This window comes from Bacillus sp. RC51 (genome assembly GCF_044908115.1).
Lineage (GTDB): Bacteria > Bacillota > Bacilli > Bacillales > Bacillaceae_G > Bacillus_A > Bacillus_A mycoides.
Window position 1 is genome coordinate 15,919 of sequence record NZ_JBIYCW010000010.1, and the last position, 24,846, is coordinate 40,764.

Annotated in this window: 25 protein-coding genes and 4 tRNA genes; 27 read left to right on the plus strand and 2 right to left on the minus strand. The window is 36.1% G+C overall.

The annotated features are described in order from the left end of the window. Positions 1-6: 6 nt before the first annotated feature. From noc to spo0J, 3 genes are all read left to right on the plus strand, one after another. Entirely contained in the window at positions 7-879 is an 873-nt protein-coding gene (noc, locus tag ABH959_RS19120) for a nucleoid occlusion protein (protein WP_002016471.1), read from the plus strand. Between the two features lie 186 nt (positions 880-1,065). Beyond that, entirely contained in the window at positions 1,066-1,827 is a 762-nt protein-coding gene (gene soj, locus ABH959_RS19125) for a sporulation initiation inhibitor protein Soj (protein WP_002016469.1), read from the plus strand. After that, on the plus strand, positions 1,820-2,671 hold the full coding sequence (gene spo0J / locus ABH959_RS19130) for a stage 0 sporulation protein Spo0J (RefSeq protein WP_171902578.1): 852 nt from the start codon (positions 1,820-1,822) through the stop codon (positions 2,669-2,671). Before soj ends, spo0J begins: the two co-directional genes overlap by 8 nt. A gap of 20 nt (positions 2,672-2,691) precedes the next feature. On the opposite strand, the gene yyaC is transcribed toward spo0J, so the two are convergent. Then, positions 2,692-3,288, minus strand: coding sequence for a spore protease YyaC (yyaC, locus tag ABH959_RS19135; protein ID WP_002089953.1), 597 nt, complete (start codon positions 3,286-3,288; stop codon positions 2,692-2,694). Between the two features lie 260 nt (positions 3,289-3,548). Here yyaC and ABH959_RS19140 point away from each other — a divergent pair, with 260 nt between their 5' ends. The 24 genes from ABH959_RS19140 to ABH959_RS19255 all read left to right on the plus strand — a co-directional run bounded on the left by ABH959_RS19140 (position 3,549) and on the right by ABH959_RS19255 (position 22,944). After that, on the plus strand, positions 3,549-4,406 hold the full coding sequence (locus tag ABH959_RS19140) for a mechanosensitive ion channel family protein (protein WP_002089952.1): 858 nt from the start codon (positions 3,549-3,551) through the stop codon (positions 4,404-4,406). A 20-nt stretch (positions 4,407-4,426) separates the two neighbouring features. Next, positions 4,427-4,624, plus strand: a complete 198-nt coding sequence (locus ABH959_RS19145) for a DUF951 domain-containing protein (RefSeq protein WP_000436054.1) — start codon at positions 4,427-4,429, stop codon at positions 4,622-4,624. Between the two features lie 115 nt (positions 4,625-4,739). After that, positions 4,740-5,840: a redox-regulated ATPase YchF gene (ychF, locus tag ABH959_RS19150; RefSeq protein ID WP_002089951.1), complete on the plus strand. Its 1,101-nt coding sequence runs from the start codon at positions 4,740-4,742 to the stop codon at positions 5,838-5,840. Positions 5,841-6,031: 191 nt separating this feature from the next. After that, positions 6,032-6,322: a 30S ribosomal protein S6 gene (gene rpsF / locus ABH959_RS19155; RefSeq protein ID WP_001233782.1), complete on the plus strand. Its 291-nt coding sequence runs from the start codon at positions 6,032-6,034 to the stop codon at positions 6,320-6,322. Between the two features lie 26 nt (positions 6,323-6,348). After that, entirely contained in the window at positions 6,349-6,870 is a 522-nt protein-coding gene (ssb, locus tag ABH959_RS19160) for a single-stranded DNA-binding protein (RefSeq protein WP_000981963.1), read from the plus strand. Positions 6,871-6,914: 44 nt separating this feature from the next. Continuing rightward, complete coding sequence (rpsR, locus tag ABH959_RS19165; protein ID WP_000918874.1) at positions 6,915-7,148, plus strand: 30S ribosomal protein S18; 234 nt, start codon at positions 6,915-6,917, stop codon at positions 7,146-7,148. A 79-nt stretch (positions 7,149-7,227) separates the two neighbouring features. Continuing rightward, complete coding sequence (locus ABH959_RS19170; RefSeq protein ID WP_404493059.1) at positions 7,228-8,160, plus strand: YybS family protein; 933 nt, start codon at positions 7,228-7,230, stop codon at positions 8,158-8,160. A gap of 101 nt (positions 8,161-8,261) precedes the next feature. Further along, the gene (locus ABH959_RS19175) at positions 8,262-10,235 is read left to right on the plus strand and encodes a DHH family phosphoesterase (RefSeq protein WP_113936110.1); all 1,974 of its coding nucleotides are present in this window, start codon (positions 8,262-8,264) and stop codon (positions 10,233-10,235) included. Next, complete coding sequence (gene rplI / locus ABH959_RS19180; protein WP_044438332.1) at positions 10,232-10,678, plus strand: 50S ribosomal protein L9; 447 nt, start codon at positions 10,232-10,234, stop codon at positions 10,676-10,678. The genes ABH959_RS19175 and rplI overlap by 4 nt, the downstream gene beginning before the upstream one ends. Positions 10,679-10,705: 27 nt before the next feature. Next, a complete protein-coding gene (gene dnaB / locus ABH959_RS19185) occupies positions 10,706-12,067 on the plus strand; it encodes a replicative DNA helicase (protein ID WP_002016457.1) in 1,362 nt (453 codons plus the stop codon). Positions 12,068-12,282: 215 nt separating this feature from the next. Further along, positions 12,283-13,572 carry an adenylosuccinate synthase gene (locus ABH959_RS19190; protein WP_002138921.1) on the plus strand — a complete coding sequence of 430 codons (1,290 nt, stop codon included), beginning with the start codon at positions 12,283-12,285 and terminating at the stop codon, positions 13,570-13,572. 154 nt (positions 13,573-13,726) lie between these two features. Next, positions 13,727-13,802, plus strand: a tRNA-Lys gene (locus ABH959_RS19195). Between the two features lie 13 nt (positions 13,803-13,815). After that, positions 13,816-13,887, plus strand: a tRNA-Glu gene (locus ABH959_RS19200). A 21-nt stretch (positions 13,888-13,908) separates the two neighbouring features. Then, positions 13,909-13,984, plus strand: a tRNA-Asp gene (locus ABH959_RS19205). 41 nt (positions 13,985-14,025) lie between these two features. Further along, positions 14,026-14,098 (plus strand) — tRNA-Phe (locus ABH959_RS19210). Between the two features lie 282 nt (positions 14,099-14,380). Further along, entirely contained in the window at positions 14,381-15,088 is a 708-nt protein-coding gene (gene walR, locus ABH959_RS19215; RefSeq protein ID WP_000971867.1) for a cell wall metabolism DNA-binding response regulator WalR, read from the plus strand. A gap of 3 nt (positions 15,089-15,091) precedes the next feature. Further along, positions 15,092-16,927, plus strand: coding sequence for a cell wall metabolism sensor histidine kinase WalK (walK, locus tag ABH959_RS19220; RefSeq protein ID WP_002166370.1), 1,836 nt, complete (start codon positions 15,092-15,094; stop codon positions 16,925-16,927). Then, positions 16,924-18,261 (plus strand): YycH family regulatory protein, encoded by a 1,338-nt coding sequence (locus ABH959_RS19225; RefSeq protein ID WP_113936111.1) that lies wholly within the window; start codon positions 16,924-16,926, stop codon positions 18,259-18,261. Before walK ends, ABH959_RS19225 begins: the two co-directional genes overlap by 4 nt. Continuing rightward, positions 18,242-19,078: a two-component system regulatory protein YycI gene (locus ABH959_RS19230; RefSeq protein WP_002166372.1), complete on the plus strand. Its 837-nt coding sequence runs from the start codon at positions 18,242-18,244 to the stop codon at positions 19,076-19,078. The genes ABH959_RS19225 and ABH959_RS19230 overlap by 20 nt, the downstream gene beginning before the upstream one ends. Further along, positions 19,062-19,856, plus strand: a complete 795-nt coding sequence (locus ABH959_RS19235) for an MBL fold metallo-hydrolase (protein WP_113936112.1) — start codon at positions 19,062-19,064, stop codon at positions 19,854-19,856. Before ABH959_RS19230 ends, ABH959_RS19235 begins: the two co-directional genes overlap by 17 nt. Positions 19,857-19,919: 63 nt before the next feature. Beyond that, positions 19,920-21,107 (plus strand): S1C family serine protease, encoded by a 1,188-nt coding sequence (locus ABH959_RS19240; RefSeq protein WP_113936113.1) that lies wholly within the window; start codon positions 19,920-19,922, stop codon positions 21,105-21,107. A gap of 53 nt (positions 21,108-21,160) precedes the next feature. Further along, on the plus strand, positions 21,161-21,346 hold the full coding sequence (locus tag ABH959_RS19245) for a CxxH/CxxC protein (RefSeq protein ID WP_002035001.1): 186 nt from the start codon (positions 21,161-21,163) through the stop codon (positions 21,344-21,346). Between the two features lie 59 nt (positions 21,347-21,405). Beyond that, complete coding sequence (rlmH, locus tag ABH959_RS19250; RefSeq protein ID WP_002130178.1) at positions 21,406-21,885, plus strand: 23S rRNA (pseudouridine(1915)-N(3))-methyltransferase RlmH; 480 nt, start codon at positions 21,406-21,408, stop codon at positions 21,883-21,885. 180 nt (positions 21,886-22,065) lie between these two features. Then, positions 22,066-22,944 carry a radical SAM/SPASM domain-containing protein gene (locus tag ABH959_RS19255; RefSeq protein WP_002016446.1) on the plus strand — a complete coding sequence of 293 codons (879 nt, stop codon included), beginning with the start codon at positions 22,066-22,068 and terminating at the stop codon, positions 22,942-22,944. Between the two features lie 36 nt (positions 22,945-22,980). On the opposite strand, the gene pepF is transcribed toward ABH959_RS19255, so the two are convergent. After that, positions 22,981-24,798, minus strand: a complete 1,818-nt coding sequence (gene pepF, locus ABH959_RS19260; RefSeq protein ID WP_113936114.1) for an oligoendopeptidase F — start codon at positions 24,796-24,798, stop codon at positions 22,981-22,983. Positions 24,799-24,846 lie beyond the last annotated feature (48 nt).

Here is a 24,846-nt window from a genome sequence, read left to right on the forward strand (position 1 = left end):
ATATGTATGAAAAATACGTTTTCTCGTTTATTTGGCTTTGGAGATAAAGAGAGCGAATTCGAATTACAAGACGAAAGCCATGAAGAAATAGCTAAAAAGGTATATGAAGAAATACAGGAAATTCCGATAGTAAACATTACCCCTAACCGTTATCAACCACGAACAGTTTTTGACGATGCACGTATTGAGGAGCTAGCATTAACGATTCGTACACATGGGCTTATCCAGCCGATTGTTGTGAGACAGTATGAGGATGATAAGTACGAGATTATTGCCGGGGAAAGGCGTTTCCGCGCAGCAACAAAGTTAGGGTGGGAAAAAGTTCCTGCAATAATAAAGAATTTAAATGATACTGAGACAGCTTCTGTAGCGTTAATTGAAAATTTGCAGCGTGAGGAATTAACAGCAATTGAGGAAGCTGTGGCATATCAAAAGCTGATTGAGTTACATAATTTAACACAAGAAGCATTGGCACAACGACTTGGAAAAGGACAATCGACAGTCGCAAACAAATTGCGATTATTAAAATTGCCTGAAGAAATCAAAAGTGCATTATTAGAAAAAAGTATTACAGAACGGCATGCTCGCGCCCTTATTCCTTTGAAAAATGAGGAATTACAACTGAAGGTTTTACAAGAGATTGTGGAGAAGCAATTGAATGTAAAGCAAACAGAAGAACGAATTGCAAAGCTACTAGAAGAAGTAAAACCAAAGCGCAAAGCGAAGCAAAAAGCAGTAAGTCGAGATGCGAGAATTGCTATGAACACAATTAGACAATCATTACAAATGGTTGCTAATAGTGGTTTGAATGTTAATTCTGCGGAAGAAGAGTTTGATGAATACTATCAAATTACGATTAAAATTCCGAAGAAAAAATAATTACGTGCTAGAGACCTTATCCTATTGGAGAGGTCTCTTTTACTATATTTTCTTGTTAAAGCAAGAAGGAGTTTAGAAATAAATTTTGAAGTTTAATAAGGACGTAAAAGAAAAACTTTTATTTCATGTTACAATAAACGTAATTGTTTCTAGAATAAGAAAGAAAGGTTGAAAGTAGGTGACATCATGGGAAAAATCATTGCTATTGCTAATCAAAAAGGCGGTGTTGGAAAAACAACAACATCCGTTAATTTAGGGGCTGGATTGGCACAAGTAGGAAAAAAAGTCCTTCTCGTAGATATTGATGCTCAAGGAAATGCAACGACTGGTGTAGGGATTGAAAAGTCTGAATTAGATCAATGTATTTATAATGTTCTTGTAGAAGATGCAGATGTTCAAGGTGCCATACGGAAAACCGCAACTGAAAACTTAGATGTTCTACCCGCTACAATTCAATTGGCTGGTGCTGAAATTGAATTGGTACCAACCATTTCCCGGGAAGTACGCTTGCAAAGAGCGTTACAGCCAATTCGTGATGAATATGAGTATATTATTATTGACTGTCCTCCATCCTTAGGGTTATTAACGATTAATGCATTAACAGCAGCAGATTCTGTTATTATTCCTGTACAGTGTGAATATTACGCGCTGGAAGGGTTAAGTCAGCTATTAAATACAGTTAGACTTGTGCAAAAGCATTTAAATAAAAATTTAGCAATTCAAGGTGTATTGTTAACGATGTTGGATGCTCGTACAAATTTAGGAATTCAAGTTATAGATGAAGTGAAAAAATACTTTAGGGATAAAGTATATCGTTCGATTATTCCTCGTAATGTTCGCTTAAGTGAGGCACCAAGTCATGGAAAACCAATTATGCAGTATGACGCTAAATCAAGAGGAGCAGAAGTATATTTAGATTTAGCAGAGGAAGTGATTGCAGGTGGCTAAGGGATTAGGAAGAGGAATCAACGTGTTTTTTCCAGATTTAGATGTGAAAGAAGAAGAAACGATTCAGGAGATTATAGTAACTGAATTAAGGCCGAATCCATATCAACCACGTAAACATTTCAATAAAGAAGCGATTCAGGAATTAGCGGCTTCTATTAAAGAGCACGGTATATTGCAACCGTTAATTGCTCGAAAGAGTATTAAAGGATATGAAATAGTTGCAGGTGAAAGAAGATATCGTGCTGCTAAAGAGGCCGGACTTGAGAAAGTGCCTGCTGTCGTAAGGCAATTAAATGAGCAGCAAATGATGGAATTTGCTTTGCTTGAAAACTTACAACGAGAAGATTTAAATCCTATGGAAGAGGCAATGGCATATCAGATGTTAATGAACGAGCTAAATGTAACACAAGAACAATTAGCAAAACGTCTTGGTAAAAGCAGGCCTTATATCGCAAATTATACTCGTTTGTTAAGCCTCCCTTCATTCGTTCAAGATATGATTGCAAACGGTCAACTTTCAATGGCTCATGGAAGAACCTTACTTACAATAAAAGATGAAGAACAGTTGAAATCTTTATTGAAGCGAATTGAAAAAGAAGGACTGAATGTTCGCCAATTGGAACAAATTGTCCAGGAAATTAATCAACGTGTTTCACGTGAAACACAACAAGTGAAAAAAGAAAGAAATATATTTTTTGTAGAGCGTGAAACGTTTTTAAGAGAAAAGTTTGGTACGGATGTAAAAATTAAAGAAACGAAAAAAGAAAAAGGTAAAATCGAAATTGAATTTTTTAATAAAGAAGATTTAAATCGAATTTTAGAATTATTATCAAAGGGAAATTAAAAAGCAAACCATCTTATTGTTTATAGATGGTTTGCTTTTTTTAATGCAGATAATTTTTGATCGGTTTCTTTTATACTTTGTGCAATTACATCGGCCATCTTCATGACTAAACTTAGTCTTGTATTTTGAAGTACGAAAAACTCCATGAAACCATTTAAATTTACGATGCCATGAATATGCAAATCACCAATTTCAGGTAATTTCTTATTCATCGCAGCTCCAGGTTTACTGGGGCCCTTTCCGGTAGTTATAGAACCGATACTTTGAGATTTTCCTAAACATGCATCAACAGCAATAATAAATGAAGTAGGATTTTCTTTCTGTATATTCTGAATTTTCTCTTCTAGATTTAGTGCATGTATTGGTTCGTCTAGTGTGCCGAATACTTGAAGGTTTTTGATTTCAATTTGTTCTAGTTTAGTACCAACTAATGGACCAAGTGCATCACCGGTGGAACGGTCTGTTCCGATACAAACGAGAATGAGTGGCATATTAGTCTTAATGGGAATATGGGAAAGTAAGAAATTACTGATTGTCTCAGAGGCTTCTAAGTCATGATGCATAACATTTTGAGTTTCTTTTTCAAAAAAAGGTAAGCGAAAACTTCTAATATTCATGAAGCACCCATCCTTTTAATAAATTTTCACAATATGTTATATGGTGTGTGAAATGGATAATTATAAGTGCAAACTTTTTACAAACTGTGAATGAAAACGGAAATAATAGTACTAGTATATATATATTCGTTTCATTTTATACCTGAATGGAAGTTAACAAATAGAATTAAAGTCATAAATTTTTTTCAGAAATCAGAGAGAGTTCTGATACAATAATAAGGATGACTAAAAAGAAAGTTTAGCTAGAGAGGTAGAGGGACATGGATTTAGCGTTGAAATGGTTTGAGTCCATTGATTGGACGAATATAGGTGTGAAGTCACTAAAAATAATCGTTATTTTAATACTTGGTGCAATCGTTGTGCGAGTTGCAAGGGCAATTGTACGAAATGCGTTTCGTATGGGAAGCCGTTCGCCGATTCAAATTTCAGAACGGCGTACAGTTACGGTAGCGAAGTTGCTTGAAAATATTGTGGCATACGTTGTTATGTTCATTATGTTAATTGCAATTTTAGGTGTGTTTGATATTAATGCGTCAGGTCTATTAGCCGGTGCTGGGGTAATTGGTTTAGCAGTCGGTTTTGGTGCACAAAGTTTAGTTAAAGATGTTATTACAGGATTATTTATTTTGTTAGAGGATCAATTTTCAGTAGGTGATTATGTAAGAATAGGTCAATTTGAAGGAACTGTTTTGGAAATTGGACTACGTACAACGAAGATGAAAAGCTGGACAGGTGAAATTCATATAATACCAAATGGTAGTATTGTACAAGTAACGAACTTTTCCGTTAGTAATAGTGTAGCATTTGTTGATGTATCTATTTCTTATGAAAGTGATATAGTACGAGCGGAGCAAGTTATTGAAGATTTATTAGTGGAACTACCAGAAAAATATGAGAAAATGGTAACAACACCTCAATTGCTAGGTGTTCAAACATTGGCAGCGTCTGAAGTTGTATTACGTGTTATTGCTGAAGTTGAGCCGATGCAGCATGCAGTTATTGCGAGGGCTCTTCGCAAAGAGATTAAAAATCGTCTTGATTTACATGGTATTGAAATTCCATACCCACGTATGGTTTTATATAGTCGCGAAGAATTAGTTAGTGAAAAAGCAATTTAATAGTGGGAGGGATTTAGAGAATGGAGCAAAAGCAATATAACTTGTACGATGTTGTGGAAATGAAGAAAGCCCATCCATGTGGTGAAAACCGCTGGAAGATTATTCGTATGGGAATGGATATCCGCGTTAAGTGCGAGGGGTGTGACCATTCGGTAATGATTCCTCGAAGAGAGTTTGATCGCAAGGTGAAAAAAATACTTGTGAAGCACGAAGAATAGTGAAAAAGCAACAGCTGCAGTAGACAGCCGTTGCTTTTTTTCATTTGGTGGAAACTTGTCATTTTTTTCGTTACTATCTATAATGATGAAAGATTGAGACATAGGAGTGAAAAATATGGGATTAACGGCTGGGATTGTTGGATTACCTAACGTAGGTAAGTCCACTTTATTTAATGCAATTACACAAGCAGGAGCAGAATCTGCGAACTATCCATTCTGTACAATCGATCCAAACGTAGGGATTGTAGAAGTACCAGATGAGCGTCTAAATAAATTAACGGAATTAGTAGAACCGAAAAAAACTGTTCCGACTGTATTTGAATTTACTGATATTGCAGGTATCGTAAAAGGTGCGAGTAAAGGTGAAGGGTTAGGAAATAAATTCTTATCTCACATTCGTCAAGTAGATGCAATTTGCCAAGTTGTTCGTTGTTTTGAAGATGAAAATATTACGCACGTTTCAGGAAAAGTAGATCCAATTGATGACATTGAAACAATTAACTTAGAACTAATCTTAGCGGATTTGGAATCTGTTGATAAGCGTATCGAACGAGTTGCGAAGTTAGCAAGACAAAAAGATAAAGAAGCTGTATATGAGCATGAAATTTTAGTTCGTTTAAAAGAAGCTTTTGAAGAGGGAAAACCAGCTCGTACTGTTGAATTTACAGAAGAGCAAATGAAGATTGTTAAAGGCCTTCATTTACTTACAACGAAAGAAATGCTATATGTAGCAAACGTAAGTGAAGATGATATTATGGATCCTTCTGACAATAAATATGTACAAATGGTAAAAGAATTTGCAGCAAATGAAAATTCTCAAGTAATCGTTGTATGTGCAAAAATCGAAGAAGAAATCGCTGAGCTAGACGAGGAAGAGAAAAAAGTATTCCTTGAAGAACTAGGCATTGAAGAATCTGGTTTAGATCAATTAATTCGTGCTGCATATGATTTATTAGGACTTGCTACTTACTTCACAGCTGGTGTGCAAGAAGTACGTGCATGGACGTTTAAACAAGGTATGAAAGCACCACAATGTGCTGGTGTAATTCATACAGACTTTGAGCGTGGATTTATTCGTGCGGAAACAGTTTCTTATGATGATTTAATGACAAACGGTTCTATGACAGCTGCAAAAGAAGCTGGAAAAGTACGTTTAGAAGGAAAAGAGTATATCGTAAAAGACGGAGATGTTATGCACTTCCGCTTTAACGTTTAATTTAATATTTCCTAGGAAAAATAAAGATATGAACTTGGCAAATATATTATATGTTTGCCAAGTTTTTTACGTATTGGTGAGTTGATTCATATAACTTACTATGATATAATCTAAACTCGTGAGTAATTACTATAAATTAATTGCTCCTTGCCCATTATGGGCCGTTTAGACCAAAAGGAGGTGAAAGTGTAATGAGAAAGTACGAAATTATGTACATCATTCGTCCTGGCGTTGAAGAAGAAGCTCAAAAAGCTTTAGTTGAACGTTTTGCAGGTGTTTTAACAAACAATGGTGCAGAAATCATTAACACGAAAGAGTGGGGTAAGCGTCGTTTAGCTTACGAAATCAACGACTTACGTGAAGGTTTCTACATGATCTTAAACGTGAACTCTAACTCAGAGGCGATTAACGAATTCGACCGTTTAGCTAAGATCAACGAAGATATCCTTCGTCATATCGTTGTTAAAGAAGAAGAAAAATAATTGATATATAAGGGAGAGTGGTTCGATTGATGAATCGTGTTATCCTCGTTGGTCGTTTAACTAAGGACCCTGACTTACGTTACACGCCCAATGGTGTTGCAGTAGCTACTTTTACGTTAGCTGTGAATCGCGCATTTGCGAATCAACAAGGTGAGCGTGAAGCTGACTTTATTAATTGTGTAATATGGCGTAAACAAGCAGAAAACGTGGCAAATTATTTGAAAAAAGGTAGCTTAGCAGGCGTAGACGGACGTCTTCAAACTCGTAATTACGATGGACAAGATGGTAAACGTGTATATGTAACAGAAGTTCTTGCGGAGAGCGTACAATTTTTAGAGCCGCGTAATGGCGGTGGGGAGCAACGTGGTTCATTCAATCAGCAACCATCAGGAGCTGGTTTCGGTAACCAAAGCTCTAACCCATTTGGTCAATCTAGTAATTCAGGTAACCAAGGTAATCAAGGTAACTCTGGATTTACGAAGAATGACGATCCATTTTCGAATGTTGGTCAACCGATTGACATTTCGGACGACGATTTACCATTTTAATGGTGTGAATCGGCTATTTTTAACAAAGAATGGAGGGAATAGACATGGCAGGACGCAAAGGTGGACGTGCGAAGCGTCGTAAGGTGTGTTTCTTCACATCTAACGGCATCACTCGCATTGACTATAAAGATGTTGATTTATTAAAACGTTTCGTTTCTGAGCGCGGTAAAATTTTACCTCGTCGTGTAACAGGAACAAGCGCGAAATACCAACGCAAACTTACAGTTGCAATTAAACGTGCTCGTCAAATGGCACTTTTACCATATGTTGGTGAATAATAGCGTATGAAATGCACAGTAGAGTCGGACTCTACTGTGCATTTTGCTATGCTTTTCTTTTTGAAAGAGAGGTTAGATGATGAAAAGTACGAAATTTATTACTGAGGGTGCAGCGTTATTGGCGATATATGCAATTTTATTGCTGATATCTATGTATGTTCCGATTTTAGGTACAGTTGCAACATTTGCGTTGCCGTTACCATTTATATTATTAACAGTAAGACATAAACTATCTAATGTATTCATGATTTTTGTAGCGGCGCTTTTTGTTACAGTTATCGTGAGTCAACCAATTAGTCTCATAAAGACAGTGATGTTTGGATTAATAGGTGTTGTATTAGGATATATGTATAAAAAAGGGAAAAAATCAGTGGAGATATTAATAGCTGGAACACTTGCATATTTAATTGGTATGATGCTCATTTATGTGGGGAGTATAAAGTTTTTTAACATAGATTTAATGAAGCAAATGCAAAATATGTTTAATGAAAGTATGGTGCAAAGTGAAAAGATAGCAAATGCTGCTGGTATGCCAGTTAGTAAGGAACAAAAAGAGTTGTTTGCACAAATGAACGATATATTACAAACGTTATTTCCAAGTATACTTGTGCTAATTTCTGTATGTTTTTCTTGGATCACAGTGCTAATATCAGGTAGTGTTTTGAGAAAATTAAAGTATGGCGTGACACCTTGGCCTAAATTTAAAGATATACAATTGCCAAAGAGTATTGTCTGGTATTACGTCATATTTATTTTGCTATCAATTTTCATAAAAGTTGAACCAACATCATATTTACATATGGTATTTTCTAATCTATATGTGATCTTTGCGTTGCTGCTCGTATTGCAAGGATTAACGTTTATCACCTTTTTAGCACACAAAAAAGGTTTTACGAAAGGTGTTCCTATTATTAGTTTTATCGTATGTATGTTTATTCCAATGCTGTTTCCTCTTGTGACAATCTTAGGTATAATTGATTTAGGGATTTCATTGCGTTCTAAAATGCAATGAAAAACAAAGGGATAAAACAGCATTTTTATGCTGTTTTAAGGTGTTTAATCTGTTTAACTAACTAGAAATTGAGTTGGTTTTACGTTATAGGAGTTGTATACATGCCTGAATTTTATAAGAAACAGTGGTTTTTATATCCTGTTTACGTATTGGCATTTTTTGTGTTGGTGCTAATCTCGATTCTCTGTTATTTTCACTTAATTATGGGGATAGCTGCCTTTTTTATTTTTAGCATCGTTTTCTTTTTAGTTATACGATTTGAACTTAACTTTCAAAGGAATTTTGAAAAACATACGACAGATATGATTACAAGGGTAAAGAAAGTGAGTAATGAAGCATTTAACCAAATGCCAATTGGTATTTTGTTATACAATAAGGATTATGGGATTGATTGGGCGAATCCTTATTTATCATCATGTTTGGGACAGCATGCATTAGCTGGTTGGCACCTTTACGATGTATCAGAAACATTACTCCTTTTTATTAAGGGGGAAACTTCTGACGATATAGTTTCTTTAAACAATCGAAAGTTTCGTGTTTTTGTAAGGAAAGAAGAAAAGCTAATCTATTTCTTTGATGTAACGGAACAAACAGAAATTGAAAAGATGTATGAAGATCAACGCACTGTTTTAGCTGTTATTTATTTAGATAACTATGATGAAGTTACACAAGGATTAGATGACCAATTACGTACGAATATAACAAGTCTTGTGACGTCACGTCTAAATGAATGGGCCGTTAAGTATGGTGCATATTTGAAACGTGCATCTTCAGAACGATTCTTCGTTGTACTAAATGAAAGTATTTTAGCGCAAATGGAGAAAGGGAAATTTAGTATTTTGGATCAAGTGCGTGAAGAAACATCAAAAAGGAATATACCACTTACATTAAGTGTTGGTGTTGGCTCAGGTGATTTACCTTTATCAGAGCTTGGAGCGATGGCTCAATCTGGTTTAGACCTTGCATTAGGACGAGGAGGAGACCAAGTAGCTATTAAACAAGCAACGGGTAAAGTTAAGTTTTACGGAGGTAAGACGAATCCGGTTGAAAAGCGTACTCGTGTACGTGCTAGGGTTATTTCGCATGCATTAAAGGATTTAGTATTAGAAAGCAGTAATGTCATTATAATGGGGCATAGAGCTCCTGATATGGATGCGATTGGTGCAGCGATTGGTATTTTAAAGGTAGCTCAATTAAACGAGCGCAAAGGATATATTGTATTAGATGAAAATGATTCTGATAAAGGAATCAAACGTTTGATGGATAAAGTGAAACAAAATGAAGAGTTATGGTCACATTTTATTACACCAGGGCAAGCGATGGAATTTGCAAATGATGATTCATTACTTGTTGTTGTTGACACGCATAAACCTTCAATGGTGATGGAGGAAAAACTGTTACACAAGATTGAAAATGTAGTAGTTATTGACCATCATCGCCGCGGGGAAGATTTCATTGAAGATCCATTACTTGTTTATATGGAGCCATACGCTTCTTCAACGGCAGAGCTTGTTACAGAATTACTTGAGTATCAACCGAAAAATTTAAAGATGACAATGTTAGAAGCAACGGCATTGTTAGCTGGTATTATTGTTGATACGAAAAGTTTTACATTCCGTACAGGCGCTCGTACATTTGATGCCGCTTCTTATTTACGCTCGCATGGCGCAGACACTGTACTTGTACAAGAACTTTTAAAAGAAGATATGGGTCAGTATTTACGAGTTGCAAAAGCCATTAAAAATGCGTACATTTATAAAAATGGAATTGCGATTGCTAAAGTTGATAGTGATGAATATTATGACCAAGTACTTATTGCACAATCAGCAGACACATTATTGACAATGACAGGTATCATTGCATCGTTTGTTATTGCAAAACGTGGAGAAAATTTCATTGGAATTAGTGGTAGATCTTTAGGTGAGTTGAATGTACAGCTAATTATGGAGAATTTAGGAGGTGGCGGGCACTTAACAAATGCAGCCACACAAATGAAAAATGTTACAGTAGATGAAGCGGAGGAGAAGCTTCGATTTGTTATTGATGACTATTTACAGGGAGGCACACAATCATGAAAGTAATTTTTCTAAAAGACGTAAAAGGTAAAGGTAAAAAAGGAGAAATAAAAAACGTACCAGACGGTTATGCAAATAATTTCTTACTAAAACAGGGGTTAGCTGCCGAAGCGACAAACAGCAGTATGAAAACTTTAGATGCTCAAAAGCGCAAAGAGGAAAAAGATGCAGCAGCAGAAGTTGAGAATGCAAAAGAGCTGAAAGAAACATTAGAGAAATTAACTGTAGAAGTAAAGGTGAAATCTGGAGAAGGTGGCCGCTTATTTGGTTCTATTACGAGTAAACAAATTGTAGATGTAATGCAAAAGTCACACAAGATTAAACTTGATAAACGTAAATTTGAAATGGATGATGCAATCCGTGCATTAGGTTATACAAACGTGACTGTGAAATTGCATCCGCAAGTAACAGCAACAGTAAAAGTTCATGTTAGTGAACAATAAAAATAAATTAAGCAAGGAGGATTGCGCATGAGTGATGTAATGGCTGATCGTACCCCTCCGCATAATATAGAAGCTGAGCAGGCAGTCTTAGGTGCCATATTAATTGATCAGGATGCGTTAACGTCAGCATCGGAACTATTGGTACCTGACTCATTTTATCGAACGAAACATCAAAAGATTTTTGAAGTCATGCTTGGGTTGTCTGATAAGGGAGAACCAATCGACTTAGTAATAATGACATCAGCGATGGCTGATCAAGGATTGCTAGAAGAAGTTGGTGGGGTTTCTTATCTAGCAGAGTTAGCAGAAGTTGTTCCAACAGCTGCTAACGTAGAATATTATGCACGCATCATCGCTGAAAAGGCACTTTTACGTCGTTTAATTCGAACGGCGACTCATATTGTATCGGATGGATACGAGCGAGAAGATGATGTGGATGGCCTTTTAAATGAGGCTGAGAAAAAAATATTAGAAGTATCTCACCAAACAAATGCCAAAGCATTCCAAAACATTAAAGATGTTCTTGTAGATGCTTATGATAAAATTGAACTTTTGCATAATCAAAAGGGTGAAGTTACCGGGATACCAACTGGATTTACTGAATTAGATAAGATGACCGCGGGTTTTCAGCGAAATGATTTAATCATCGTAGCAGCGCGTCCGTCGGTGGGGAAAACTGCATTTTCATTAAATATCGCACAAAACGTAGCGACGAAAACTGATGAAAATGTAGCGATTTTTAGTTTGGAGATGGGCTCTGATCAGCTTGTTATGCGTATGCTTTGTGCGGAAGGAAATATTGATGCGCAAAGACTTCGTACCGGTTCATTAACTTCTGATGATTGGGCGAAATTAACAATGGCGATGGGTAGCCTTTCTAATGCTGGTATATATATTGATGATACACCAGGGATTAAAGTAAATGAGATTCGAGCAAAATGTCGTAGATTAAAGCAAGAACAAGGTCTTGGGATGGTTTTGATTGACTATTTACAGCTTATTCAAGGAAGTGGGAAATCAGGAGAAAACCGTCAGCAGGAAGTATCTGAGATTTCTCGTACATTAAAAGGGATTGCACGTGAATTGCAAGTACCTGTTATCGCCTTGTCGCAGTTATCTCGTGGTGTAGAATCTCGTCAAGATAAACGTCCGATGATGTCTGACATTCGTGAATCAGGAAGTATCGAGCAGGATGCTGATATTGTAGCCTTCCTATATCGTGAAGATTACTATGATCGTGAAACAGAAAATAAAAATACAATTGAAATTATCATTGCAAAACAACGTAATGGTCCGGTAGGTTCAGTAGAGCTTGCGTTTGTTAAGGAATTTAATAAATTCGTCAACTTAGAACGCCGCTTTGAGGATGGACATGCACCGCACGCATAAAGGCAGTATAAAAAAGAAACGCATTTCTTATAATAAGATGTGTTTCTTTTTTTTTATATGAAAGATAGGGCTTTCATAAGGTGAATATGTAATTCTTACGAACGAAAACGTTTTTCCATAAAAAAATGTTCGCTTTTTGGTTGACTTCTCTTTCTGTTTTGGTACAATTATATTGTTTGAATAGATCGTTTGAAAATTGCGGAGGTGCTTTAATAATGTCTTCAGTAGTAGTTGTAGGAACACAATGGGGCGACGAAGGAAAAGGTAAAATCACTGATTTTCTTTCTGAGCATGCGGAAGTAGTTGCAAGATATCAAGGTGGAAATAACGCGGGACATACAATTGTTTTCGGCGGAGTTAAATATAAATTACACTTAATTCCATCTGGTATTTTCTATAAAGAGAAAATTTGTGTAATCGGAAACGGCTTAGTAGTAGATCCGAAAGCATTACTTGAAGAGTTAAAATACTTACACGATCGTGGTGTAAGTACTGATAATTTACGTGTAAGTAACCGTGCGCACGTTATTTTACCTTATCACTTAAAACAAGATGAGTTAGAAGAAGCGAGTAAAGGTGATAACAAGATCGGTACAACGAAAAAAGGTATCGGTCCTGCATATATGGATAAAGCTGCTCGTATTGGTATCCGTATGGCTGATCTTTTAGACCGTGAAGCATTTAAAGAGAAGCTTGAGCGCAATTTAGTGGAAAAAAATCGTTTATTTGAAAAAATGTACGATACAGAAGGTTTCAGCGTAGAAGAAATCTTTGAAGAGTACTTCGAATACGGACAACAAATCGCACAGTATGTATGCGATACATCTGTCGTATTAAATGATGCACTAGATAACAATCATCGTGTATTATTTGAAGGTGCACAAGGTGTTATGCTTGATATCGACCACGGTACGTATCCATTCGTTACATCTTCTAACCCAATTGCTGGTGGTGTAACAGTTGGAACTGGAGTTGGTCCTGCGAAAGTTACTCGCGTTGTAGGTGTATGTAAAGCATATACAAGCCGTGTAGGTGATGGTCCATTCCCTACGGAACTTAATGATGAAATCGGTCATCAAATTCGTGAAGTTGGTCGTGAATACGGAACAACAACTGGTCGTCCACGCCGTGTAGGTTGGTTCGATAGCGTTGTTGTAAGACATGCACGTCGTGTTAGTGGTTTAACAGACTTATCATTAAACTCTATCGATGTATTAACAGGTATCCCAACTCTTAAAATTTGTGTTGCTTACAAATACAATGGTGAAGTTATCGATGAAGTTCCAGCTAACTTAAACATTTTAGCGAAATGTGAGCCTGTATATGAAGAGCTTCCAGGTTGGACAGAAGATGTTACTGCTATGAAATCATTGGATGAACTTCCTGAAAATGCAAGAAAATACGTAGAGCGTGTTTCTGAATTAACAGGAATCCAATTATCTATGTTCTCGGTTGGACCAGATCGTAATCAAACGAATATCGTTCGTAATGTATACGAAGCTTAATTGATATAAAAAATTGATTTTTTTAAGAAAAAACTCATATTTTTATGAGTTTTTTCTTATTTTTTTATAAAAAATAAGAAAAGGTATTGCAAAAATGAAAGATAACATGTTATGATATGTCTTGTCGTCACGAAAATATGACGTTGGTGAGTATGAGCCATTAGCTCAGTTGGTAGAGCATCTGACTTTTAATCAGAGGGTCGAAGGTTCGAATCCTTCATGGCTCACCATTTTATTTTTCGTGGCCCGTTGGTCAAGTGGTTAAGACACCGCCCTTTCACGGCGGTAACACGGGTTCGAATCCCGTACGGGTCATGTTTTTTTATGTTCATTTTTGGTCCCGTGGTGTAGTGGTTAACATGCCTGCCTGTCACGCAGGAGATCGCCGGTTCGACCCCGGTCGGGACCGCCACTTTTGTTTATACCACCATTAGTGGTTTTATATATAGTTTTGGCTCGGTAGCTCAGTCGGTAGAGCAGAGGACTGAAAATCCTCGTGTCGGCGGTTCGATTCCGTCCCGAGCCACTCTCAGGATATTAAGTGGGCCCACTTAATATCCTTTTTATTTTGTCCAGTTTTACAAATGTGGGTAGTTATTTTACAATAGAATGAGGAGCCTCTAGCAGTTGAAGCTAGAGGTTTTTCTATAGATCGTATAGGATTCCGTGTAAAAGTGGATGATACATGAGTCTATGAGAATAGAGGAGAAATACTTAGACTAAGATTGTTGTCATATAGGAACATACTATAGAAACACCAATATGTTTGAGGATTATTGATCATATTTTTATAAGGAGGAAATAGACGATGATGGGAAAGAAAATTTTAGTAGTTGATGATGAAAAGCCAATTGCGGATATTTTGAAGTTCAACCTAGAAAAAGAAGGTTTTGAAATTGTAATGGCGCATGATGGTGATGAAGCGATTGAAAAAGCAAATGAAGAACAGCCAGATATGGTTTTATTAGATATTATGTTACCGGGAAAAGACGGTTTAGAGGTATGTCGTGAAATACGTAAAAGCTCAGAAATGCCAATTATTATGCTTACAGCAAAAGACTCTGAAATTGATAAAGTATTAGGGCTTGAGCTTGGGGCAGATGATTATGTAACGAAGCCATTTAGTACGAGGGAGTTACTTGCTCGTGTGAAAGCGAATTTACGTCGCCATCAGCAGGGTGGTGCTGCAGAGAAAGAAGAAAATACCGAAATGGTTATTGGACCAATCGTTATCAATTCGAACGCTTATAGTGTAACAAAGCGTGAAGAAAGCATTGAGCTTACACATCGTGAATTTGAATTACTACATTATTTAGCGAAGCATTTAGGTCAAGTAATGACTCGTGAACATTTATTACAAACAGTTTGGGGTTATGATTATTTTGGAGATGTACGTACAGTAGACGTAACAGTACGTCGTTTACGCGAAAAAATTGAAGATAATCCAAGTCATCCTACTTTAATTGTAACTAGACGTGGGGTAGGGTATTACTTGCGTGACCCAGAACAGGAATAGTATATGAAGAAAGTTGGTTTTTTTCAATCTATTCATTTAAAATTTGTGCTCATATATATGCTGTTAATATTAATAGCAATGCAAGTAATTGGTGTATATTTCGTCAGGGAATTAGAAAAAAGCCTTGTAAAAGGCTTTCAAGATTCCTTAACGCAGCAAACAAATCTACTTTCTTATAACCTGAAGCAAGAGTTTGTAAAAGAACGTCCTAAAACAGAATCAGTAGATAAAGCTATTAATGATTCGATTCAAAAATTCGCATCAGATCGTAAGAAAGATATTCAAGAAGTAAGTGTAATTGATTCTACTAAAAAATTAATGGCAATTTCAGACGGGTCTAAGCAAAATAAGGTAGGAAGAACGTCAGCAGATACAGCTGTACAACGTGTAATGGTACAAAAGAAACCAGAGTCAAAGATTGAGAAAGATGGAAATACAGGTCATCGAGTTCAAGTTATGATTACCCCTATTCTAAAAGAGCCAGGCGGAGAGGTACTTGGTGTCATTCATATCGTTGCATCTATGGAAGATGTGTACAAACAAATGAAGGACATCAACCAAATTTTCGCAACGGGGACAGTAATTGCTTTATTAGTAACAGCTGTACTTGGAATTTTATTGGCTCAAACAATTACGAGACCAATTTCAGATATGCGAAGACAAGCAATTGAAATGGCGAAAGGAAATTATTCGCGAAAAGTAAAGGTGCATAGTCACGATGAGATTGGACAATTAGCATTATCTTTTAACAATTTATCTAAAAAATTACAACAAGCTCGTTCCTCCACAGAAAGTGAAAGACGAAAATTATCATCCGTTTTATCACATATGACAGATGGAGTAATTGCTACTGATCGAAAAGGGGATATCATTTTATTAAATGATCCTGCGGAAAAGATGTTAAATGTTTCGCGCGAAACGGCGCTAGATCAATCAGTGTTAGAAGTGCTAGGAATACAAGAAGAATTTACACTGGATCATTTATATGAAGAGCCTGATTCAGTTTTATTAGATTTTAGTACGAGAAATGAACCATATATTTTACGTGCTAGTTTCTCTGTTATTCAAAAAGAAACAGGGAAGGCAAATGGTTTAATTGCTGTATTATATGATGTAACAGAGCAGGAGCGGATAGAACAAGAGCGCCGTGAGTTTGTTGCGAACGTATCTCATGAGTTAAGAACGCCGTTAACAACGATGCGCAGTTACTTAGAAGCACTTACTGATGGAGCATGGCAAGATCCCAATATTGCACCGCAATTTTTAACGGTTACACAAGAGGAAACGGAAAGAATGATCAGACTTGTAAATGCATTGTTACAACTATCTAAACTAGATAGTACAGAACATCGCTTAATGAAGGAATGGGTCGACTTTACTGATTTCTTTAATAACGTTATCGATCGTTTTGAAATGTCTAAAGAGCAAAATGTAAGCTTCAAACGATCTTTCTCTAAAAAATCTCGATTTATTGATATGGATACAGACAAAATTACACAAGTTTTATATAACATTATTTCCAATGCACTAAAATATTCGCCAGAAGGTGGTACAGTAACATATCGCCTACGTGACCGCGGGGAGTTATTAGAGATTAGTGTGAGTGATCAAGGAATGGGAATTCCGAAAGAAAATGTAGATAAAATATTTGAACGTTTTTATCGTGTAGATAAAGCGCGTTCGAGACAAATGGGTGGTACAGGTCTTGGGTTAGCTATTGCGAAAGAAATGATTGAGGCACATGGCGGCTCGGTTTGGGCGAAAAGTGAGGAAGGAAAAGGGACAACTATTTATTTCACATTGCCAATGGCGACAGATGAAGAGGACGATTGGGAATGAGTATGGAAAACTTTAAAACGATAGTTCTAATTAATTTGGTTGTCATTAGTCTATTTCTTACTTTTAACTTGTGGACATATGTTCCTGATTCTACTTCTATGCAAAATACAAAGTTCGTTCAAGGTAACGAAGAGATAAATACGATAAAGATTTCGGAGGTTGTTCGCCCATCCTCTGTCGTTATTCATAAAGAGAAAAATCATTATGTAAGCGAAAAGAAGGAAAATGTGGATTCGATCTATAAAATTCTTGAAAACGGAGAATTACATAATTTCGAGGAAATAACGGGGACAGTCCCTAAAGGTGATTTTCTGTCTTATGTACACGGAGAAGAAAAAATTGAATTTGTTTTTCCTACAAATATCCCGTTAGATACGATTAAAAATATGTTTAATATTAAAAATAAAAACATAGAAAGTAACAGAAGTTTTAATCGTATTATAATTGATCCTTCTAGAAGTAAGGACCAAGAAATTAAAGTTAGCTTTGTTTCCTATGATACTCCTCATAAAATATATCAAGCAACATTGAGTGGTGCTTATATAAAGGATATTATAAATGCTCAAAATCAACTTATAACAGTAGCAAGACCATATTTTGAGTATCAAATAAATGATACAAAAAAACTTTTTTTACCAGAGGGGATTACGGAATTAAGTAAGGCAGAGTATATTACAGCTAAACTAGAAGTGGATCCATTTAAAAATGCTTTATTTAGTGATCCACGTTATTTAAGTCCTATTTCTGAGAAAACAAAGGAAACATTTACAGATGGCATCCGTTCTATGGAAATTGATAAATCGGATGCAATGTTGAAATATAAAAATTCCGCTGTACATGGTGATAAATCTACGGATAATGCGGTAATTTTACAAAAAAGTTTTGACTTTGTAAGTGGGCATAGTGGATCCTTGAAGTCCTATCGTTTTGATTATATTAATGGGAGGAAAACTTCATTCCGTTTATATGAGGATGGTTTGCCTGTATTTAATGCAAATGGAATAGCGGAATTAAAACAAGTATGGGGTTCAGGTGAAATTATGCAGTATGAAAGACCCTTTTTTGAGTTCAGTATTACTTTGCCTAGTAAACAACAAACAACTTCTCTCGCATCAGGTCGTACAGTGATGACATCATTAGAGAATAATCCAGAAATTGATAAAAAATCAATTCAGGATGTTGGTATTGGTTATAAAATGTCATTGGAACCGTCCATCAGTGATGTGAGAATCGCTGTCTTACAGCCGATATGGTATGTAAAATGTGAAGAAGATGGTAAGCAACAAATATATGAATGGAGTGAGGGGGGACTAAATGGATTGGGATCGAATTAAAACAATATTTATTGTGACCTTTTTTGTTTTAGACCTCTTTCTTATCTTTCAGTTCATTCAAAAGCAAGATAGTAATCAATTAGAACTTGTGACGGAAACGAAAATCGATCAACAATTAAAAGCTGAAAAAATTACTATGGGAAATTTTCCTAAAGAGCCGAAAAAAGAGTCATTTATAATGGCGAAAAATAAGGGTTTCAAAGAAGAAGATGTGCAATCTTTAAAAAATCAGACAGCGCATGTGCAAGACGAATATCAAATAGAGGGTAAATTAAAAGAGCCTTTTTTAAATACAAAATCATTGTCAAAAGATAAGTATAATGAGTTTTTGAAAAATTATGTGCTGGATGGACAAAAATATGAGTTTGGCGCAATAAAGGACTCAAAAATTTACTTCTTTCAAAAGTATAAAGATAAACCAATCTTCTACAATAATCGTGCGATGATTGTTGTAGATTTAAATGAAAAAAATGAGCTTATTTCGTATACACAAACAATGTTAACGGATTTGAAGGAAATGGGCGAAAGCGAAAAGACGAAAGAACAAGAAATTATTACTGCTCAAACAGCTTTAGAAAATATATATTTGAAAAATAAAATTGCAGAAAATACGCACGTGAAAGAGGCGCAGATTGGATATGCGACTCTTGCTGAGTCTTCTTCTAATATACAAGTGCTTGCTCCAACATGGAACTTAAAGACAGAACAAAAAAAGGATTTTTTTGTGAATGCAATTGAAGGACAAGTTATGGAATTAGGGGAAACTCAAGTGCCGGAAGAACATAATGGAGTGAGAAAGAATGAGCATGCATTTTAGTGTACTTGCAAGTGGAAGTACAGGGAATATGCTATATGTAGGAACAGATGAAAAAAAACTGCTTGTCGATGCAGGTTTAAGTGGTAAAGCTACAGAGGCGTTATTTAAACAGGCTGAACTGAATATAAATGACATATCAGGTATTCTTGTAACACATGAGCATAGTGATCACATTAAAGGATTAGGTGTATTGGCGCGTAAATATGATTTACCTGTTTATGCGAACGAGAAAACATGGAATGCAATGGAACATTTAGTAGGCAATATCCCAACTGATCAAAAATTCATTTTCTCAGTAGGAGACGTGAAAACATTTGGGGATATTGAAGTTGAATCATTTGGTGTTTCTCATGATGCGGCGGAACCGATGTTTTACGCTTTTCATAACAATAATAGAAAGTTAGCTCTTATTACAGATACGGGCTACGTAAGTGATCGTATGAAAGGTGTTATTAAGGGAGCAAATGCTTTCGTGTTTGAAAGCAATCATGATGTGGAAATGCTTCGTATGGGACGCTATCCATGGAGCATTAAGCGACGTATTTTAAGCGACGTTGGCCACGTTTGTAATGAGGACGCTGCATTAGCGATGGCTGATGTTATTACAGATGAGACAAAACACATTTATTTAGCGCATTTAAGCCTAGATAATAACATGAAAGAATTAGCGCGTATGTCTGTATCACAAGTATTAGAAGAAAAAGGTTTTGGGGTTGGAGAATCCTTTGAAATACATGATACGGATCAAAAAATGCCTACGAAAATTCAATACGTATAATTCTTCATTTTAGTAAACAATAAAGGTGAATATAGTTGTTTTCAGGAAGATAGGTGAACAAATATGTCCTTTATTGATGAAGAAAAATATCGTATTAAACGTGCAGGGAAAAAGAAACATAAAGGTATTGTCATTTCTAGCATAGCAGGGACAATTGTAGGGGCTTCATTATTTGCATTTGGAGCTCCTTTATTTTCAAATCATGCAGGTAAGCTTCCGCAAGCTGAAGCAAGTGAAAAAAATATGGCTGAAGCTCAAAGTGGAAATGTTCCTGTTAAACAGATTAGCTTTGTAGACGCTGTTGATCGTGCTTCAGAGGCTGTTGTTGGTGTTATTAATATTCAACGAGACGATTTTTCAGAGGCTGATTCGGAAGCTGGTACAGGATCTGGTGTGATTTATAAGAAAACAGATGGAAATGCGTATATTGTAACGAATAACCACGTTGTTGCTGGGGCGAATCGTATTGAAGTGAGCTTAAGTGACGGTAAGAAAATTCCAGGTAAAGTATTAGGAACCGATGTAGTCACTGATTTAGCGGTACTTGAAATAGATGCGAAGTATGTGAAGAAAGTGATTGAAATTGGCGACTCTAATACCGTTCGTAGAGGAGAACCAGTTATTGCGATTGGAAATCCACTTGGGCTACAATTTTCCGGAACTGTCACACAAGGTATTATTTCGGCTAATGAGCGTATTGTTCCTGTAGATTTAAATCAAGATGGACATTACGATTGGCAAGTAGAAGTATTGCAAACAGATGCGGCAATTAATCCAGGTAATAGTGGTGGAGCGCTTGTAAATGTAGCGGGACAATTAATAGGTATTAACTCAATGAAAATTGCAGCAAAAGAAGTAGAAGGAATTGGACTAGCTATTCCAGTTACGAGAGCTGTTCCTATTATGAATGAACTAGAAAAGTACGGTAAAGTAAAAAGACCTTATGTTGGGATTGAACTAAGGTCATTAAACGAGATTCCGAGTTACTATTGGTCAAAAACGTTACGATTACCAGATAACGTAAAAGAAGGAGTCTGCATTTTAGATGTGAAAAGTCCTTCGCCAGGTACGGATGCGGGTCTTAGAGAACATGATGTTATTGTGGCGGTAGATGGAAAAGCGGTGCACGATATTATTGGGTTCCGCACGGCCTTATATAATAAAAAAATTAATGATAAAATGACTCTTACGTTTTATCGTGGTACAAAACGAGCGACAACAACGGTGAAATTAGGCATTCAAAAGTATTAAAAACAGGAGGGCCTACCTCCTGTTTTCTATTGTAGAAAAGTGAGGTGAAGAATATGAATTTACCTTGTTGTTTAGAACATGTTGAATTAGCATTAGATATCATTGTGGATGAGTGTGAAGTCGCACCGGTTATTAACAATGTGGATAACTCTAAAGAAGAGAAAAAAACATGTGAATTTTGTCAAAATGAGGCGACATATGTTGTATCGAACACAGATTCTCACACAATATGTGGGTAACATTTGTGGATATGTGGATAAGTCCTGTGGATAACGTGTTTGTAAGGTGGGGAATAAATGTGAATATCTCGATTATTTCAATTGGGAAATTAAAAGAAAAGTACTTAAAACAAGGTATAGCAGAATACTTAAAACGATTATCTTCGTACGCAAAAGTAGAAGTAATTGAATTGCCAGATGAAAAGGCACCAGAAAATTTAAGTGCAGCAGAAATGTTAATTGTAAAAGAAAAAGAAGGCATACGTATACTGGATAAAATTTCTGATGATACGCACGTCATTGCGTTAGCAATAGAAGGAAAGCAAAAATCATCAGAAGAATTTGCGGTAAGTATAGATCGCCTTGCTACATATGGAAAGAGCAAGATCACATTTGTAATTGGTGGATCACTGGGGCTTAGTTCTGAAGTAATGAAGCGTTCAAACGAATCTCTTTCTTTCTCAAAGATGACATTACCACATCAATTAATGCGATTAGTATTGCTTGAGCAAGTGTATAGAGCGTTTCGGATTAATCGTGGTGAACCTTATCATAAATAAATTTTTCATTTGTATATAAAGAGTAAAAAAGACCATTGGACAAAAATCACCGATGGTCTTTTAAACATTAATAGATGGTATGTAGATTTCCTAAAATAAGTATGTTTCTATTTCTAAAAAAATATGCTGTAATATGAAGAGGGAAAAAGTATAAGTAGTCATAGAAGTGAGGAATTAAAGGTGAAGAAGTTTAAGAAGTTTTACTTGGAGATTACAAGCGTATGTAATCTTGCGTGCAGCTTTTGTCCGCCGACGGAAAGGCAGAAGCAATTCATTTCTGTAGAGGATTTTGCTAAAAGATTAGACCAAATTAAACCTCACACAGACTACATTTATTTGCACGTGAAGGGTGAGCCGTTGCTCCATCCGAAAATAGATCAACTATTAGATTTAAGCCATGAAAAAGGGTTTAAAGTTAATATTACAACGAACGGAACGTTAATTAATAAGAGAAGGCATAGACTGTTAAATAAGCCTGCGTTAAGACAAATGAATTTTTCACTGCACAGTTTTGATGGACACCCAGGTTCGCAAGATAAAGAGGGCTATGTAAGGAGTATACTTTCTTTCATTAGAGAGGCAACAAGTCAATCGGACTTAATCGTTTCACTAAGATTATGGAATTTAACTCAGGATAATAAAACAAATGCTGAAATCCAAAAAAATAGGGATTTATTATCTATAATTGAAAATGAGTTTGATCTATCTTATCAAATTGAAGAGAAGCTTACACCGGGAAAAGGTATAAAAATTGCGGAACGTGTCTTTATTAATCAAGACTATGAATTCCAGTGGCCGGCATTGCATGAAGAAGAGGATGATGGAAAAGGATTCTGTCATGGTCTTCGAAATCAGGCTGGAATCTTAGCGAACGGAACGGTTATTCCTTGTTGTCTAGATGGTGAGGGAATTATTAATCTTGGAAATATTAATAATGATTCATTCTCTAATATTATTGAAGGCGAAAGAGCGAACAATATTGTAGATGGATTTTCAAAAAGGGTTGCAGTAGAAGAACTGTGTAGAAAGTGCGGATACCGCAAAAGATTTGGAAAGTAAATATAGAATAAGCCCTCATAAAACGAGGGCTTATTTTTATTCTTGATAAGAACGCTCTAATTCATCAATTAAGGAACCGACGTAAGATACAGCTTTACGGATTGCATCTGGTTTTGACATGTCTACTCCAGCGTGTTTCATTAATTCGAGTGGTTTCATTGTACCGCCTGCACGGAGTACATCAAGCCATCGATCAACAGCAGGTTGTCCTTCTTCTTTAATCATTTGAGCTACAGCGGTAGAAGCAGTTAGTCCTGCAGAATATGTGTAAGAATATAAGCCCATATAATAGTGAGGTTGACGCATCCATGTTAAACCGGCGCCTTCATCAATTTCTACGGAATCTCCCCAGAATGTCGAAAGGACCTTCGTTTTTATTTCAGTTAAAGTTGTAGCTGTGAGTGCTTGCCCTTCTTCTGCTAGAGCGTATACTCTTCTTTGATATTCTCCCTCAAGTAGATGGGTAACGAAGTTGTGGTAATATGTGCCGAGTAGTTGCAGAATAACCCATCTGCGCATTCTCTTATCTTCAGTAGTCGCAAGTAAATGCTGGGCTAATAGTAATTCATTCATCGTTGATGGAGCTTCAACGAAGTACATAGATGGACGCACATTCATAATACGCTGATTTTTATTTGCTAAATAAAAATGACCAGCATGTCCAAATTCATGAGCTAATGTGAAACACCCGCGCATCGTACCCTGCCATGTAATTAAAATATAAGGGTGAGAACCGTATGGGCTAGAGCAGAAGGCACCTGTTGATTTTCCTACGTTATCTGCAAGGTCTACCCATCTTTCTTTGAAGCCCTTTTCGATAATGGAACTATATTCATTTCCTAATACTTTTAAAGAATCTTGAATGAGTTTGCCAGCTTCTTCGTAAGTGATTGTTGGATTAAATTCAGGATCTAACGGTGCATGTAAGTCACAGAAAAGCATTTGATCAAGCCCTAATACATTCTTTTTTAAATCTGCAAAACGGCGCATATGAGGCGCTAATTCGTTATAAATAATATCTAGTTGGTTGTTATACATTTCAAGTGGAACTTTTTGAGGCTCTAAAAGCATATGGGTAACGGACTCGTACTTGCGCAAACGAGAAAGCGCCACTTGTTTTTTTACCTCAGTAGCATATGTTGTTGCAACTGTATTTTTATATCGTTTCAATGTGGAAACAAATGATGAATATGCTTTTTTACGTATATATGCGCTTGGAGAAAATTCATATTTGCTTTCGAATAATGCAAACGATACAGGCAAATCATTTCCCTGTTCATCTTGTATAGAAGGGAAATCCATATCGGCTAATTTAGTCATGCCGTAAATTTTGTAGGGTGAACTATGAACTTCGCCGAGTGCAGCAAGAGCTTCTTCTGTTTCAGGAGAGAGTGTGTGCTGCCTCTTTTTGAGTATCTCTAGTAATGATTTACGGAAAGGTTCAAGTTTTATTTCCTCAGTTAAATATTTTTCAATTATTCCCTCCTCAAATGAGAGAATTTCGTTATGAATAAAGGATAGTGCGGTATGTACATTCGTTCCTAGAGCAGAAATTTTGGAAGAGTTCGCTTGAATAACTGAATCTGTACGATCAGCGGATTCTTTTAAATTTGCATATGCGCCGAGTTTTGTTAACTTCATTAAAAGCTCTTCTTCTAAAAGTAGGCAATTTAATAAGGTAGCGGGGCTAGTGTGTAATTGTCCTTTAAATGCATCAAGTTTTTTTATATCGTCTGTTAATACACGTAATGCAGTTTCCCACTCTTTATCAGATTCGTATAAATCAGAAAGGTCCCATGTCAATTCAGTAGAGACTTCCGCGCGAATAAGGCGTTCCTCAATTACATTTTTCATTTGTTACATCCCCCTTATTATAAGTATCTAAAAACATAATACTAGAAA